This window comes from Reichenbachiella ulvae (assembly GCF_025833875.1).
GTDB classification, from domain to species: domain Bacteria; phylum Bacteroidota; class Bacteroidia; order Cytophagales; family Cyclobacteriaceae; genus Reichenbachiella; species Reichenbachiella ulvae.
Genome location: NZ_JAOYOD010000001.1, coordinates 2,091,411 through 2,108,375 on the forward strand (window position 1 = coordinate 2,091,411; position 16,965 = coordinate 2,108,375).

Annotated in this window: 10 protein-coding genes; 1 reads left to right on the forward strand and 9 read right to left on the reverse strand. The window is 43.4% G+C overall.

Annotation, left to right across the window (positions count from 1 at the left end; translation table 11 throughout):
• Positions 1-85: 85 nt before the first annotated feature.
• The 4 genes from N7U62_RS08275 to N7U62_RS08290 are packed head-to-tail and all read right to left on the reverse strand — an operon-like array spanning position 86 to position 7,549.
• The gene (locus N7U62_RS08275; protein WP_264137470.1) at positions 86-3,523 is read right to left on the reverse strand and encodes a glycosyl hydrolase; all 3,438 of its coding nucleotides are present in this window, start codon (positions 3,521-3,523) and stop codon (positions 86-88) included.
• Positions 3,520-5,037, reverse strand: coding sequence for a sulfatase family protein (locus N7U62_RS08280; RefSeq protein ID WP_264137471.1), 1,518 nt, complete (start codon positions 5,035-5,037; stop codon positions 3,520-3,522). The genes N7U62_RS08275 and N7U62_RS08280 overlap by 4 nt, the downstream gene beginning before the upstream one ends.
• 10 nt (positions 5,038-5,047) lie before the next feature.
• Positions 5,048-6,100, reverse strand: a complete 1,053-nt coding sequence (gene rhaT, locus N7U62_RS08285; RefSeq protein ID WP_264137473.1) for an L-rhamnose/proton symporter RhaT — start codon at positions 6,098-6,100, stop codon at positions 5,048-5,050.
• 18 nt (positions 6,101-6,118) lie between these two features.
• Positions 6,119-7,549: an L-fucose/L-arabinose isomerase family protein gene (locus N7U62_RS08290; RefSeq protein WP_264137474.1), complete on the reverse strand. Its 1,431-nt coding sequence runs from the start codon at positions 7,547-7,549 to the stop codon at positions 6,119-6,121.
• Positions 7,550-7,635: 86 nt separating this feature from the next.
• Between N7U62_RS08290 and N7U62_RS08295 the strand changes: the two genes are divergently transcribed.
• Positions 7,636-8,520 carry a helix-turn-helix transcriptional regulator gene (locus N7U62_RS08295; RefSeq protein ID WP_264137475.1) on the forward strand — a complete coding sequence of 295 codons (885 nt, stop codon included), beginning with the start codon at positions 7,636-7,638 and terminating at the stop codon, positions 8,518-8,520.
• Between the two features lie 38 nt (positions 8,521-8,558).
• Here the strand turns inward: N7U62_RS08295 and N7U62_RS08300 are convergent, their stop codons facing one another.
• From N7U62_RS08300 to N7U62_RS08320, 5 genes are all read right to left on the reverse strand, one after another.
• Positions 8,559-9,782 carry a mandelate racemase/muconate lactonizing enzyme family protein gene (locus N7U62_RS08300; RefSeq protein WP_264137476.1) on the reverse strand — a complete coding sequence of 408 codons (1,224 nt, stop codon included), beginning with the start codon at positions 9,780-9,782 and terminating at the stop codon, positions 8,559-8,561.
• Between the two features lie 93 nt (positions 9,783-9,875).
• Complete coding sequence (locus tag N7U62_RS08305) at positions 9,876-10,541, reverse strand: TonB-dependent receptor plug domain-containing protein (RefSeq protein ID WP_264137477.1); 666 nt, start codon at positions 10,539-10,541, stop codon at positions 9,876-9,878.
• Positions 10,542-10,573: 32 nt separating this feature from the next.
• Entirely contained in the window at positions 10,574-11,365 is a 792-nt protein-coding gene (locus tag N7U62_RS08310; protein ID WP_264137478.1) for a 3-keto-disaccharide hydrolase, read from the reverse strand.
• Complete coding sequence (locus N7U62_RS08315) at positions 11,365-13,800, reverse strand: glycoside hydrolase family 2 TIM barrel-domain containing protein (RefSeq protein ID WP_264137479.1); 2,436 nt, start codon at positions 13,798-13,800, stop codon at positions 11,365-11,367. The genes N7U62_RS08310 and N7U62_RS08315 overlap by 1 nt, the downstream gene beginning before the upstream one ends.
• 301 nt (positions 13,801-14,101) lie before the next feature.
• Positions 14,102-16,948 carry a BNR-4 repeat-containing protein gene (locus N7U62_RS08320; RefSeq protein ID WP_264137480.1) on the reverse strand — a complete coding sequence of 949 codons (2,847 nt, stop codon included), beginning with the start codon at positions 16,946-16,948 and terminating at the stop codon, positions 14,102-14,104.
• Positions 16,949-16,965: the final 17 nt, after the last annotated feature.

Genomic DNA, 16,965 nt, shown 5'->3' on the forward strand with positions numbered 1-16,965 from the left:
ACTGTTTGAAGTAGATGTTAATTCCGCTCACTGGCTTAAAAATTCCGTTTCATTCATTATGTAAAATGGACCTTTCGAATGGCGATCACTTTCGTATCGAACGATTAATCCTCACTGGACCTATTAAGCCACTCTTATCCAATTCCGCATCAGGTGAAGGTCTGAATCCTGTCGTCCAGGTTTTCTTTTCTCCATCTGCTCTTTGACGATCGTATAGCAATTGATTTCGCCAGGTATTCGTGATTTTAACTTCTATTTCATTCTGTCCGATTTTCACATAATCACTAACATCGAATGAAAAAGGTGAAGCCCATCGGGTTCCGACCATCTGTCCATTACATGTAATGGCTGCTATGTTGTGTATTTCGCCTAAATCCAGCGTAAATGTGCCTTCGGTTTGATCCAATGAAAAAGTGTTCGTGTAAGTGGTTGTCCCTGAATAGTGTCTGATTGTTTCGTTTTCAAAATCGGTTAGTGATGCCAAGCTTTGAACGGTAGTGGAGTTAGGTGTATCCCATCCTTCTTCAAACATCAACTTCCAAGTTCCCTCTATCGTTTTTTCTTTGGTTTCAAATTGGATCTCTTCCCTTCCTGTTTGCTTGTAGAAAGTGTACGTACCGCTTTTCGAAGCAACCATTGCCCCGTCCTTTAAGGCTACCTCAGGTATTGACTTGGCTGTCTCCATACGATACCAGCCTTCTTTCGCACTTAGTATGGTTTCTCCATTCCTCTCTATTTTCTCGTTGGTCACCCCTTGCGTGTTTTTAGGGAATACCACAATCGCACTTCCCTTAGGAGCGAGCGTAATCGCCACGTTCGTGTAATAATCTTTCTGATCCCAAACCAATGCTTCGTTTCTATCACCTGTAAATGCATCCCATATTTCTGGTGCAGCATTTTGGATTCTGAATCCAACAGATAGCTTCAAGGGTTCATCCTTTCTGGAAGAGACAAAATAGATATCCTCTTCGGCTGTCTCCCGATGGATCCAGTGAATATCTAACTCGGCTGGTGTGTTTACATCCTTTTGGATGTCCTCCGACTTTAGCACCTCTTCAATGGATTTGCCCCAATACACTCGACCTTTTCCAACTGACTTTACGCCACTATCGCCTTCTCCCCAGAGTTGATCTGAGATATTTTTCAATTCTTCCAAATCGTTTTCATCATCCATGAGACTTGGTGAGTCCACAGGTTTATCGCCTAGAATCACTGCTCCCGCCACTACCAATTCTTTGAGCTTTTGGATCGTAGAAAGCATCAACTGCCTGGAATCTCGCAGCATGATCACCCGGTAGCTACCAGCATCCTTCGCTTTGATTTTTCCCTCTTCCACACTTAGATTGTTCTGTAAGATTTCTGCGTTGAGATAGTCAAAACGATACCCTTCTGGGAAATAATCCAAATCAAAAGGAGGGCGCTCAAAATGGTCCCCATAGTACCACAACACATCGGCCACATACTCTCCTTGCTGTAGCAAATATTGATTTCTGGTCAGATAATCCGTCCAATCAGACATATAAGACCACCACGTCTGTTGCCTCACCAGAGGAAATCCAATGTTGCCACCGAAGCTAGACCCAGGATAAACGTCCAACTGTGGAGTATGTGAGAAGGTATGAAAAACAAGGTGGTTCACTCCTTTTGCAAAATTGTAGTCGATCAAATCTTTGACACTGAACGGGTGCTCATTCCATTGGACACCTACTTGCGTACAAGCTTCTGCCGCCAGTTTAGGTTTGTTGTATAAATGTGTGGCTGAGGCAGCGTTGAAAATGGGCTTGGCATATTCGTTCTGCGCTGATGGAGCACTTGGATACCAAAACTCGGTCATTGGGATATCAGCCACCCCATAGTACCGCATCGGGTCAATCGGAAGTACCTCACCACCTGCTCCTTCGGTGTAGACCTCCGCACCCATCTCGTGTGCTACGGTTGCAAAGTGCGTGAAGAAGTTTTCGACATAGAGTTCGTCCATGGTGTGCCTTAAATCTCTGAGAAACTTAGTGGTGATTTCGGGGCTGTCCACGATATACCCCATCGTCGCTGGTAAAAACGGCTTCAGTTCATATCCTCTTCTCGCTTTAAACTCACGGAACATATCTTCCGAGTGCATGCTCCAAGTAGGCGTATAACTTTCCCAACTGTCTATCAGCAAACCGTCCAACTTGCCACCAGCGATCGGCCCACCTTCTCGCATCAGATTACCAATCATTCCTTTTTTCAAATGGTTTTCGATAGCAATTTTATCCATCTTGCTCGCCTCCCATCCCGTGGCCTCAGGGACAGCAGGTTTGTTGGTGCGGCGCATATTCACATGACCGAAACGAACGACCGTCCATTTTCCTGCCGGAGAATCCCAAGTGAGGATTCCTGCTTCATCCATTTTATCCGAGATATCGATGGTAGATGATCGATCTACGTAGCTTTCCTTGCCCAATGTGCTTTTGACATCTCGCTGAAGGCTTCGGAGCGCTCTGAAAGCCTTCGGTTCGTGGTTGTGTAATCTCGGTTGGGGGCTGAGGTAGATGTAACCTGGGTTTAGCACATGACTTCCCAGAAAAGTGAGCTTAAACTCATTGGATGTAGTTTCGGGAATAGCCAGTGTCACGTCGTACTGACGATCGTTCCAGTTACCATTTGGGATTTTTAGTTCTGCAATATCCACTAGCTCATTTTCAACCTTAGCTTGCACTTTCACTATCACATCGATCACTGGATACTCTGTCGATGGCAACATAAATCGGATTGGAGGAAATACGAGCGAACGAACAGTTGTTGCTTGGTCAAACTGGACTTTAACCCATGTTTTCTCACCTTTCACGGGTTCGATTCCTATTTCAGAATATGGTTTCCAATCTTCCGGCAGATTTCGTTTGATCATCTCTACCTGCTTTTCAGGGTTGATTATCCGCTGCCAAGGAACCAATGAATTATTAGAAGAAAGTTTGGATGGGCGTGCTGGTGTTTCATTATCTCCTTTAGTTGTTGGAAAAGCTAAAACGGTAATGTCCTGATAGTCATATTCTGGTTTAGCATAGTTCTCGTCCATCGCTAGTTTCTGTGAAATAGAGGTACCTCCTTGAAAGTGATAAACTGTCTCCACAACTTCTCGCTGCGCCTCTTCGGCAGGCACCCATGGTCCTCCGGTCATCGACCAACCCGGGCAATTTTGCATGGTGAATTTTAAGCCCAGTCGCTCACACTCATCCGCCGTATGGCGAATCATGTCTTCCCATTCGGGCGAAAGGATTTTAATTTGCTCCACTTTAGGATAAGGCTGGCCTGACTTATTGAACAAATGGATACCTTGTAGGCCGGCTTCTTTGATCGCCTCAAGATCAAGGGTAATTCCCTCCCTACTGATATTATTGCCCATGAAATGAAACCAGGTCTCTGGCCGGTATTCCATAGGTGGTTGGGCAAAGTCTGCGGCCAATTTGCTATTTCTTCCTTGTTCCTGTTGACAGCCAAGAAACAGAATGACAAAAAAGAGAAGAAGAAGTTTGTTATTATATATCATTGGTTCAAGTTTTTCTTTGAATTGGTGGCAGCCATTGGCGATTGAACCATGCAACCGTCAGTATTATCCCACCAGTTGATTGCTCTTCGTGACATATCAAATTCCAGTCCCCACTTTTCCATGTAATATTCTCGTGACTTAAACTCATCACCAATTTCAGCCAACTCAACTTTTAGCTTTTTGTCCAAATCCTCCTGAAGTTTCTTGTAATCTGGATTGTTAATCAGATTATCCATCTGAAAACGATCTCTGAGATTGTCAAATAGCAATGCTCCTCCTTCGAGCGTACTCACATAGGTATATTGCTTGGTGCGAATACCTCGGTATTCAGGATCGAAGTAATTGGCTCCAAAAGGTGCAGCGTTCATCACTAGCGCTGTACGGTCTGTCTGGGGATTGGGATTTTGCATAAGCTCGGATAAATCATCTCCCTGTATGGACTCAGGAATTTCCAATTCAGAAAGTGAAAGCAAAGAAGGTAAAACATCAGGTGTAGTCAACGGAGCGTTCACTACTGCTCCTTCATTATTGTCAATCGATGGATATCTCACCAAAAACGGTACACGAATCGATTCATCCCAAGCTAGTTGTTTCACAAATGGCTTGACTCCATGGGCTCCCATCATTTCACCATGGTCGGCAGAGAACACAATGATTGAGTTGTCCCAAAGTCCCAGCTCCTTGATTTTGGCTAACACTCCACCTATTGCCTCATCTGTGGCCGTGCCATGCGCATAGTACCCCTGTAGCTCTAGCCTAGTTCTCTCGTGAAGTTCGGGACGCACATTTGGCGGGATCGTAAGGCTATCTTTCGGATACATTTGTTTGTACTTCCTTGGAGCGCTTTCGTGTGGATAATGGGGCGTGCCTATGGCCAAAAACAACAAAAACGGGTCTGAGTCATTCGCGTGATTGGTCAGGTACTTTTTAACATCTTCGGTAATAGCGAATGGCGAATACCCTTCCCAGTATTTCATCTCCGGATCGTCATTGTCATAATAGGCCATCTTGTTGTAGGCGTGAGAACACTCCAACGCCTTCCAATAGTCAAACCCCTGTCTGCGTTCAGCCAAAACATTGTTTTGGCGGCCATGCCCATCAAGATGCCACTTGCCATAGTATGCTGTGTTATAGCCCGCCTCCTTATAAATCTCCGCCATTGTGAGCTCCTCAGAAGGCAGATAAATGTCATTGACGATCATCCCAGTTGTAGTTGGAAACCGACCCGTGAGCAGGGCAGCACGGTGCGGCGTACAAACGGGAGTAACTGATACGGCATTGATGAAATTCACAGATTCTTGAGCGAATTTATCTAGATGAGGTGTTTTAATATCCGGGTTGCCAGCATAGCCCAAAGATGAAGTACGCCACTGATCCGTGAGAATATAAATGATGTTCGGTTTTTTTACCTTTTGCGTGCTCGAGCACTCCCCATGACCATCACCTTGCTGACATCCTAAAAAAAAGCAGACGCCAAGAATGGCGAACACCTGTCTCATTATATCCTTTTCCATATTCCTATTTCTACATCGAATTCCCAATTCCTACCAACACCACAGACAACAGAATCACCAAAATACCAGTGGTAATTGTCCACTTGGTTTTCCCATCAACGCCTTTCCATTCTTTCCGATAGATGCCCCACAGGTTGGCGGTCAAAATGATTGTGGACATGTGCAAGATCCATGAGCTGGCGCCATTGCCCAGCTTGCTTTCTCCCATCCCATAGAAAAAAAACTGCAGAAACCATATAGTCCCTGCCAGAGATGAAAAGAGCAGATTGCGTGCAATTGGCGTTGATTTGTTGGTAAAATCCTGATATGATTTATTCTTAACACTTAGGATTGTAGTCCAGATTAGGTTGGTGATCAGCCCACCCCAAAGGATCACCACGAAAGTCACGTTGTTCTGGTATAGTGGATTATGTCCGGCCTCCACTGCAGCATCCGCCATTGAATGACCGGCTTCAATACCAAAGTTGAAAAACGAACTCAATATTCCGGAAAGTATCGCTACAATGAGTCCTTTTACCAAATTGAACTCTGCCACCGACTTCTTCTTTTCTTCATCGGACAATTCACCTTCTTTCATCATCCCTGCTTTGCCACAAATGGCGATTCCGACCAGGCAAACAAAAACACCCAGCAGTACCACTTGACCGCCAGAATTGGCCAGCATATCCGTAAACGACTCTTTGCCCGCCGTAGGCACTATGTTGTAATAAATGGAAGGTACCAATGCTCCAAAAGCCGCACAAAAGCCAAGCACCACCGAATTTCCTAATGACATACCTAGGTACCTTACTCCTAGACCAAAAGTCAATCCCCCGACTCCCCATAGCAAACCCATCATGAAGGTAAAGCCAACAACTTCGCTGGCACTAGAGATAATGATATCCAGAAAATTAGGAACGGTGAGCCATGTAGCTATCGGCGGCACAATTAACCACGACATGATCCCACCCACGATCCAAAAGCTCTCCCATGCCCAACCTTTCACTTTGTTGTAAGGCATGTAAAAGCTGCCCGCAGCAACACCACCTATTGAATGAAAAAGAACACCTAATAATGCCTGCATTTTATATGATTCTATTCGTTAACATACTTTTTCCACTCGCATATCTAGTACTTTCCCCAACTTCTCGATCTTATGCGCAATATGCCCCACGCCAATAGCACAATGATGCGATGGACCATGCTTAGACCATTCGTTCATAAACTGCTTTGCGCTAATAGAAAATTTATATCGACTATTCGTATTACCGATATGCAAAACCGGCCCTTCTACAGAATCGGCCTCCGCTACCAATAAGAAAACATCATCTTTTCCTTCCACCACAGATAGCAGCGTTACAGGACCGTGTTTTACGGTCATCTGAATGGATAGCCCTTTACCAGGCTTGCCATGATAAACAGGTAGCGGCACCAGATTGACCCGCCCTTCAGCAATGGCAAAATGTGCCGGCCCATCATGCCCCAGCAAAACCACATCCTCCTTGAAATCCATCAGGTAGAATTCTGAAAATGAACCACCAGTACCAAACTCCGACATGATCTTCATGGCCTGTGCGTTCTTCACTTCACATTCTCCCGCAATCGGGATATTCTTACCAGTCAGTAGCGTATTTCCCGCAATTACTGAGGTGACAATGTTTTCGTATTCATTTCCTGATTCGCCTTCATAATAGTAGGCCATAGACCCCAATTGGTGCTCCTGAACCAATCGATCTAAGGCGATGGAAGTTCTTGCTGCTCGCTCTAGTTCGGCAGCCTCACACTCCTCTGCCACATCAAATGCCTCATGAAATTCTTTAATTTTTTGGACTACCTGCGCATCTGTGACTTCATCACGATACTTCTTGACTTCACACATTTCGAGCAATTCCATGTGTGTTCCAAAAACAGCTGACTGACGAGTAACATCCGTATAAACGTCCAACATGCCATTGTAATAATGACCTAATATTCCGAGTCGATTGCTGCGCATCGATGCGGTGACTCTGGCCGCCTCAGTCCAAGCTTCAATTTCCGACCAGGCTTCTTCGTCTTGCAAGTAGCCGGTAACAAAATCATATTGTATCCCCGACCGATTAAACACTGAAGCGATCTCTGGAACAGAACAGGCTTGACAGTTTTCCAACCAAGCTCCTGTCATAGTACCTCGATCTCCCAATCGATTGAACGCTTCATAGTCCAATTGGTCAGTAGGCTGTAGATTTAGAATAACGATAGGTACCTTTACTTTTTGTGCAACAGGTAACACGGTGGAAGACAAAGCATACGTCGACACATAGAGAAAGACAATTTCGACATCCGAAATTTTAAGTAGATCAGCTGCCTCTCGAGCTTTTTGTGGATTATCTACCATACCAGCATTTACTACCTCCACTCCATAGTTGGTAATTCTTTGGTTTATTTGAGACTGATAGCCTTTTAGATTCTCCAGTAACCCATCAAACTGGGGCCAATAGGTGTCCAACCCAATACCAAAAAGACCTACTTTTACAGTATTTGATTTATCTTTCATTCTTTGCTTTTTTGAATTGAACAATTTACAAAGGACAAAACGCCTATTTTTTAACAATTTGGCATTTCATTTATACTATTTGATTTATGGGTAATTTCTTCCAATATCCCACACATAGTCAGGAGGATTTGAAATGGGGGCTAATATTAAAAACCCTCGGACACACCGTTATCCCACCTGGCTCTTCATATCCTCCGCTAGAGCACCCAAAGAGCTATCAGTTTGACGCCCTCAAAACACGCAGTGTTAGCGAATATCAAATCGTCTATATTACCTCAGGCAAAGGTCTTTTTGAAGCAGAAAATGGGATCAAACATGGCGTGATGCCTGGTACAGTATTTTTATTGTTTCCTGGAGTCACCCACCGGTACTACCCCAATATCGAAACGGGATGGACAGAGTATTATATAGGGGTGGAAGGCGCCATTATGGACAATTTTCTCAATATTGGTTTCTTGTCGGTGAATCACCCCATTCTCCAGGTAGGCACTCGTGAAGGACTGCTCCGACATTACAAAGAAATTTTCCAACTAGCTAAAAATGAGAAAAAAGGCTGGCAACAAGCGGCCTCAGGTGCCGTCATCCATTTGATTGGTGACTTAATGTATCTGATCAACAATCAAAATACGGATTCCAGTACCGAGCGAATTATTGAAAACATAAAGGCCCATATAAGCGAAAACCTGACAGAAAAAATCAATTGGGAAAAGATAAGTAAGAATAATGGAGTAAGCTATTCAAAGCTGCGAAAGTTGTTCAAATCATACATGGGTATGACTCTAAGTGAATACTTGATACAAGTGAGAATAACGGAAGCCAAATTGCTACTAGCCAAAAGTAACGACCCCATTAAGCATATAGCTGTAGATACAGGATTCCAAAATGAATATTATTTTAATAGGATGTTCAAAAAAATGGTAGGGGTTGCTCCTGGTATGTTTCGATCCCAAATGATATTTAAGAACGACTGATATCACCCCACTTCCTTTCTATTAGAATCATGTATGGGCTACACCTTGATGTACTTGGCACATATAGTTCTTAAGCGCTTTTCGTCCAGCTCCAACCCAAAGCCTGGTGCGGGATTCATTGCATAATAACCGTTCGAGTCTTTTCTTGTGGCGGAAGTGACAATGCAATTCATGTAGTCTTTCGAATCTTCCTCTTTCTCGATGGCCTCTACCCAAGACGCACCAGCACCAATGGCGATCTGCTGCCAGGCAGTACATGCAGGACCAGCCAAACTATCATCGCCGATCATTACTTTTGCTCCTAATTGCTGAACTTTGGCGGCCAGCAGGGCAGTATGACTAAAACTTCCCATGGTAGATGGATGAAGGTTAAAAATTCTGCCCATGTCTGGCGATATCGTCTCGATACCATGCCATGCAGGTCGCATTGGTTTGTCAGGAATTAGATCCAACTTCCCTACCATTTTTTGCAATTGTACCCATTGCTTTGTAGTCATCTCTGCCGGATCCTCGATGGCGTCTAACCCATTCGCACTGAACAGTTTCATCGTAGAAGCCAGTTCCTTTAGAGATGTCCATTTTTTGTACCCACTATTCACATCGGCTATTACGGTTGCCTTTTCACCCAAAACCTCTCGAATGATACGCAGCAGGCTAAGGTCAACTTCCTGATCACCATACATTTTGAACTTCATGTGATGACCCAAATTTTGCTCTAGACTTTTTTCGGTCTCCTCTCGCAGCTTCGATTCATCTTTATGCAAGATGCAGTAAAGTCCGGGAACTGGCTCGCGCTGGCTCAGTCCCAACAGTTCGACCACTGGTCTGCCTTGCAAGCGACCCGCTAAATCCAAAAGTCCCATATCCATCAGTTCCAGCTGTTTTAGCGAGGTAGATGAACCTTCTATCTGCTGGGATTTCAGACGATTTTGAGCCTCTGCCACTGTTAATCCTTTGAACTGCTCCACGTATTTGACCCAAGAACTAAAGTCTTCATTCGGATTGTTTCTGGACGCTGGAATTTCGGACCAGCCGCACTGATCTCCGGCACTTATTTTAATAAAAAGATGCTGACGATTGAGCCAAGTGCCAAATGAAAAATAGCGCGGAATATTGATGTCGTACCTGTAGCATTCGATTTGGCTAATTTTAACCCCCAGATTTTTATTTTGACTAACGAAAGAAGACAACAATGGGTAGGTCATACTCATCATGCCTAATACTGATAGGTCTTTTATAAATTCTCTCCTTACCTTTTTCATTGTTACTTGATTATCCATTCTGAGACAAGAAAATTTTATTCCTAGAATGATATATTGCTGAATGCTCCGCTAAATTTTCAGCATCATTTTCATTCATCTTTCACCATTCATTAGGTCAATTTCTATGACTCCATTTGCACCCCGTACGCCCCAATGTGCGGCATCCGGTCCCAGTAGGACTTTTATGCTTTTGATCTGCATGGGCTGGATCATCGATATATCATCGACGATGCTGCCATCCACCACGAGCAGTGCCTCTTGACTCATGCTAATCGAGTGTACGCCTTGATTAACCAGGTAGACGTTTTTGTCCTGACCAGATTCATCCATCCTAATCCCTGGATGCTCTCTACGCAACACCTCATAAATGGAACTCATTTCATAATACTCATAATTTGTATACCCCACAGTTTCCAATCCTTTTTTCATATCAGCTGCAGAGATATGTCTATTCGACACAGCTTCCTCCTCGGCACCTGTCCAATCCTCGATGAGTAGGTTGACATTGATATCAGCATTGTCGCGCTTTTTTATTCTTTTGTCCACAAACCCTGCAGCACTAAAGGTAAGTGCATCTTTTTTCTTGGTTTCTAGCACGAATTCTCCCCTTTCGTTAGTTAGCGTATTAGCGCCGGACTTGGCTTTTACCTCTACTCTGCGAAGAGGCACATCGCCAAACGCGGTTACCGTACCTCTAGTATGCTGTGCAGAAGAACAAACTGTGATGAGCCCCATTAGAAGGGTAAATATTAACTTCATACTTGTTTATAAATTTTAAAGAGTGTAACGGATTAATCAATTAGATTCTTTAAGCTTATATTTCGAAACTCTACTTTCATAGGCGGTCCCACGTGCACTTGCATACCGATAAACCCTTTGGTTGATCGGTTTAGTGTATCCTTGTCTAGCACCTCGCTCATAAGCACGCCATTCACGTAGTGTTGCAATAGGTTGTCTTTGGCAAAAATTCTCAGCGTATTCCAATCATTATCTTTGATTAATGATTTCAAGGAATCTGGTGCCAAAACCTTAGACAACACTTGCCTGGTTTGCCAGCAATTTTTAGTCACATTAGAGCGCAAGTTTTGTGTTGAATCCGGCTTGTTCCAATTACCAATTTTCACTTTCTCACCCATGTATGCCAGGGTCGTTCTCTTCTTCTCTTCATAATTCTGACCTACATAGCGTTTCTTGCCATCTATATCACATTGATAACCTTGCAAAGCGAAAGGCTTATCATTGAAATAATTACTTCGATAATTTACCCCGCTATTTCCTGACTCTGAAATCCGATATTCAAGCATCAATTCAAAATCTTCTGGCTGACCTCCTTGCCAAATGACAAATGAATTGGCTTCCAGAATGGTCTCAGGGGTTACTTCACCTACGAGGTTTCCATTTTCAACACGCCAATAGGTCGAGTCACCTTTCCATCCGTCCAAGGATCTGCCGTCAAATATTTTGACAAAACTACGCTGCCTCTGATCAAGCTCGGAGCTGGTGCATCCCAGCACCAGTCCCCATATCATCAGTAGTAGACTGCTATAGGCAGCACTGTTTATTACATTTTTATGCTTACCCATCAAAGCGACTTCAATTTGATACTTGCCGAGGCTAACCCTTGGCTAGACACCTTCACTAAAACCTCTCCTGGCTGGCCAGTACTTTGCAGAATCATCAAAGCTTTGCCATTAAAAACTTTTCGCTCATTTAGCTTTGTAGAATTGAGGTCTAGTGGGTCTCCATTGTCTAGCCCAATGTTTTCGACCGGACCAGAGATTTCAAATTTGAGTTGATTACCCGCATTTGGTACGAAATTACCGTCTCCATCCAGAATATTTACTTCCAGATGCACACAACTCAATCCATCTGCCTTGAAGGCATTTTTGTCAGCTATCACTTCTACACTGGCCGGAGCACCAGCAGTCTTCATTACTTTTTCACTGACCACCTTTCCGTTCGTTCTGGCTATTGCTCTCAATTCGCCAGGTTGATAAGTCACGTCCCAAGTCAGGTTTTGTTGTCCTTTGTTGGATTTCGCTCCGAGTGATTTCCCATTGAGATAAAGTTCTACTTCATCTGCATTCGAATAGGTCCACACCGGTATCACTTTGCCTTCGAGTCCTGGCCATGTCCAATGCGGTAAAATATGAACCATGGGTTCGTCTGTCCATTGACTTTGGTAGTAGTAGTAATGGTCTTTGGGAAATCCACACAAATCTATGATACCAAAATTAAAGAACCTGGCAGGCCATCCTTTGATCGCCTCACCTAAATAATCATACCCCGTCCAGCGAAACTCACCAGCTACATAAGCTAAGCTGTCTGTTCTTCTCCAGGAATCCCTGGCACTGATGCGAACACTAGAATTGTCGTAAGACGAGCTATAATATTTGTTAGTATAATCTGCAAATACTTCCGATTCAGTCAGGTTTGGAACGTGTATGCCTTGCTGCGGCGAGCGCATGTCGGTTTGGGTTTGATAATAACCTCTGGTCTGAAATGAGTGAGGGATCTCGGTAGCGATAAATTTTCTATTTGGATATACTGCTTTATCCTTTTCATAGAAAACAGACCCTCCCCCGCCATTGTAACCAGTCACGTCCAAAAGAGAAGAAAAACCAGTATCATTGGCGAGATGTATAAAGCAACATCCGGCTGTGACTGGACGCGTCGGATCCAATCGGTGCACTGTTTCCATGAGAGGCTTCAGTCGCTCCGGCCCTTCCGGATAGCACTGGTCTGGAATTTCGTTACCAACACTCCACATAAAAATACTTGGGTGATTGCGATCACGCACGATTATATCCGTCAAATCCCGCTGAGACCACTCCTCAAAGTGCTCGTGATAGCCGTGAGTCACTTTCCCTCGATCTTTGTAATCTTCCCATGGCCATGAGGCAATCCATTCATCAAATATCTCGTCCATGACCAGAAAGCCCATCGTATCTGCCATGTGATAAAACTCAGGTGAAAAAGGATTATGTGCGGTACGGATGGCATTGCAGCCCATGTCCTTCAAAATCTTCAATCTTCTATAAAGAACGTCATCAGGAACGGCAGCACCCACAGGACCACCATCGTGGTGGTTGTTTACACCCTTTACTTTTATATTTTCACCATTGAGCCAAAATCCGGTTTCAATCTCGAAACGAATATCGCGTACTCCAAATGGCGTTTCATACTCATCGATCACTTCTCCATTGGATACAAGTTTAGTTAGGAGCAAATACATATTAGGATCGTCAAATGACCAACATGCCGGATTGGAGATTGTCATTTTCTGGTTGAGCGTAGATTGTCCGTTCGCATCTATGCTTTGATCATTTTGAATCTCAGCCACTTGCTCTCCTGCTCTATTCTGGATGATTGAAACGACTTGTATGTCCGCTTTATCGCCCGTTGTATTTTCTACGACAGTCTCAATTTTGATGGTAGCACTTTTGTTAGAAATGTCTTCGGCTACTATGTATGTGCCATTTTGCGCCACAGCAATCTTGTTTTTTACATTAAGCCATACATTCCGATAGATTCCAGCTCCGGTGTACCACCTGCTATTCGGTTGGGCAGAGTTGTCTGCTTTGACCAGCAAAACGTTTTCTCCAACGATTAAATAAAGTGTTAAATCATAGGTGAAACCAACATATCCGTTGGGTCTGGTTCCTAGTGATTGTCCATTGATCCAAACCTCACTGTTGCTCATGATCCCATCAAAGGTGACAGACACATTCTTTCCATCCCAGGATGAATCGTACGAAAAGGATTTGCGATAGTAGCCAATGCCTCCAGGATAAAAGCCTCCCTGACTTCCCGAAGGATTTTCCTGTTTTATTTCGCCTGCTATGCTCCAGTCATGAGGAATTTTTACTTCAGACCAATTCCTATCATCAAGCCCCCCATTTCCAACACCTTCTTTTGCTTCAAGCGTAAACTCCCAACCCGCGTTAAAGCTAACTTTTCGGTCAGATTCGAATCTTTTAAAATCTGTTTTACAGCCACAAACTAAAAGTACCGCCATTAGTACTATCAATAATCTAATCATATCAAAGTCTCAAAATAAATTTTGGAATAATTATCGCCATTTCATAGTAGCACCACTCCCTTTGATTAAAGGGTATAAATACTCTAGCAATTTGACATCTTCAATTAGAAAAAAAATCCATATTTAATGCCATTCAGGCCATATTTCACAACTATATGAATTAACAGTCTACATATGGGCACCAGCTTCCGGATTAATTTCCTAGATACAGAATATAAACCTTCCATAACTGATTGATTTGCTCCCTACCCTTCGAAGGGTAGAGAGCAAGATCTGATTATTCAACAATCAATTTCTGCTGGTACATAAGACCTTGATTATCGATGGCCTTGATTAGATACATTCCTCTGGTAAACAAAGTACCCTTAGATAACTCAATCTTGCCCTCTATGGAATCAGTTTGATAAAGCTCCAAACCTCCCAAAGTATAAATCGCCAAAGTTTCAATGGAATTACCGTCAAGGGTAATAGTAAACTTATCCTTCGCAGGATTCGGGTAAATTTGGAGATACTGGCTCTTCGGTTTTGAAGCAGCACTTTCATTATCCGATCTCATGCGGGCACCACCCGACGGGATATACGTAATCTCCAGCTTAGCTGAAGGAACACTACTTTCTTTGGAGGCAAAGGCTGCATCATTTCCTCCTGATTGAGTCAATATTAGACTTAATTCTCCACCACCGCTGATGGATGATTCATCCAATGCCCAAGTGTAGGTCGAGCCCACATTGTAGGTCGTATTGATCGACCCCAGCTGTCCAGAAGAAGACGGTGCATTGCTGGTCGATAGATTATCCTCTGTCCAATTGCTGGAATTGCCTTTGGCTACTGTGATCAATCCACTGCCCCCATCGCTATCGCATGTCAGCTTTAGCTGGGCATCTGTAATCGTACCATTGATCGATGAAAGATCGAACTGCAGATAACCTACCCTATTTCCACTTTCGATTCGAATCAGTGTATTGTTATGCCTAGTACTGCCCTGTAGATAAGCATCTTCTGTAGGCGAAAGCGTAGTAGTAACCGGATCAGGAGTGACTGAGCCTTCCACGATGTTTAGCTCGTTGATACTCACCCAGTTGCTGGAATAGCCAGTCGCGCCGGTCACTGTCAGTTTCACATATCGGCCGCTGGTAGAGGCAAAGCTATGCTCGATAGGATGTGATGCGGCTGTACCGGACTGATTCACCACCTCTACAAAGCCACTGTTTGGATTGTCTGATATGCTGATCGTATAGTGATAGGATCGGTTCTGGTAGGTGTGCACCTGTGTACCCACTATGTTCTTTGATTCTCCATAGTCGATTACTACTGATTTAGGATACACCTGCGCACTCCAGCGATGGTCATCGTCGGTCAAGCCGTCCAATAGATTTTCTGCCACATTGGGAGCCTGCGCTCCGTCTGCGGATTCGATCTCAGGGTAGGAAACTGACTTGACATAACATTTTTTGACCGTGCCTGGGATTGGATCTCCAAACGTGGCATTGCTGCAAGTCACATCGCTGGTTTGGTTATAGAGGTAATTGAATTGGCCAATGGCACCATAGGCTATGTCAATGGTACCTGTTACATTTACCATATCCCCTTCGTCAGCGGCGAAGGTGAAACCGGCTGGTGGGGTGTCATTGTTTCCAGCCAAACCCAAATCAAATACTTGTAAATAAGTGGTTCGCTTGTCGCCAGATCCTCCCGCTTGTTTTAAATAATAATATAATTTCCCTTCTTTTACATAAACTACACCTTTATCAAAAGTAGGCCCTGAATTGTGTTGGTAGATTTCAACGAAATTACTTTCACCTCCTTCAGTTTTTACAATGTTTACACGCCCATTTTTTAGGCCAATCACATAAACATCGTTTCCAGCATTATATACTTCGCCTCCTGCATCATATTCTACAGTTGTAAATTGTGAATTTCCAGCTTTTCGATAGGTATGCAACCTTTTGGTTACATTATATTGATCATCTCGAACCATACTTACAAAGTGCTCATCTCCAGCATCAGTCACCGTAAAGTCAAATCCGCTAACAATGAAGACTTTGTCTTTTTGTGTGGTTTGTACAAAGTCCCCTGGCTCGGCTATTTTAATGAGCTCTGCATCTGCCAACGGAGATGAAAAGTTGGTGCCTTGAAAGTCTTTCCACTGGGTTTTTCCTTCAGGATCATCAGAATAAGCATAATAAATACCATTTTGATATAAATATTTATCGTTTCTGATACTGGAGCGTTTTTGAAATCCAATACGGATCTTACCATTGACGTACTTGTAATCTCCATAAAGCCCCCAATTATCAGCACTTCCATGACTAGAGGCTTGCATTCTGTTAAAATCAGTATATCCTTCCCACTTAGTTCCGTCAAACCTAGCCAGCATAAATTTTCCATTTCTGGAATATCCAAATCTGGTTTTCATAAAAAGGTCTCCCTCGTCGTTCGTAAAGAAGGCAGGATAGGTCAATAGCTTGGTAGTATTCACATCATCAATACCTACAAATTCTAAATGTTTATAATTTCCGGCCGGTGAGTTGACAAAACGCTCAATTGTAAATTGGTTGTCAGGTACCGTAGCTGCTCCATCTTCAGAAAAGGAGTATCTCAGATAATCTTCAGTACCAATATTGTCTCTGATAATATTTCCGTTTCGGTGCAAATCATAAACCATGTGAATGGTTTCGTCCTTTGGACAAATGCCTATACCGATCGTATTGTGTGTTTCTCCTATCCACCATTGCCCATCAAACCCTGTATGTCTGTGTGGAAATTCGATGGTTTTTAAAACACCTGTCTTCGTATTGTACCGGCTCAGCATCACATGGCGATCATTTTTACCACCCCTGTACCATGTCATAAAGACAAAGTTCTTATACGTTTTGATACAGTCTCCATGAGGAGTCAGTGCATTACCGTAAACAAAATCGTATCCATTAGGATTATTTGCGGTATGGTTGATAGAAACTTGATTTCCATCAAAAAACATAACATCATCTGAGATTTTCACCTCTGTTTCCAGAAATACCTGTGCAAATACGCGCTGAGATAATACAGCGAGCAACGCAAATACCAGCGTAATTTTTGATAAAGTTTTCCCATGTAAGAGAAATGTATTTTTAAAATATTTCATGTAATTTCTATTTTTTT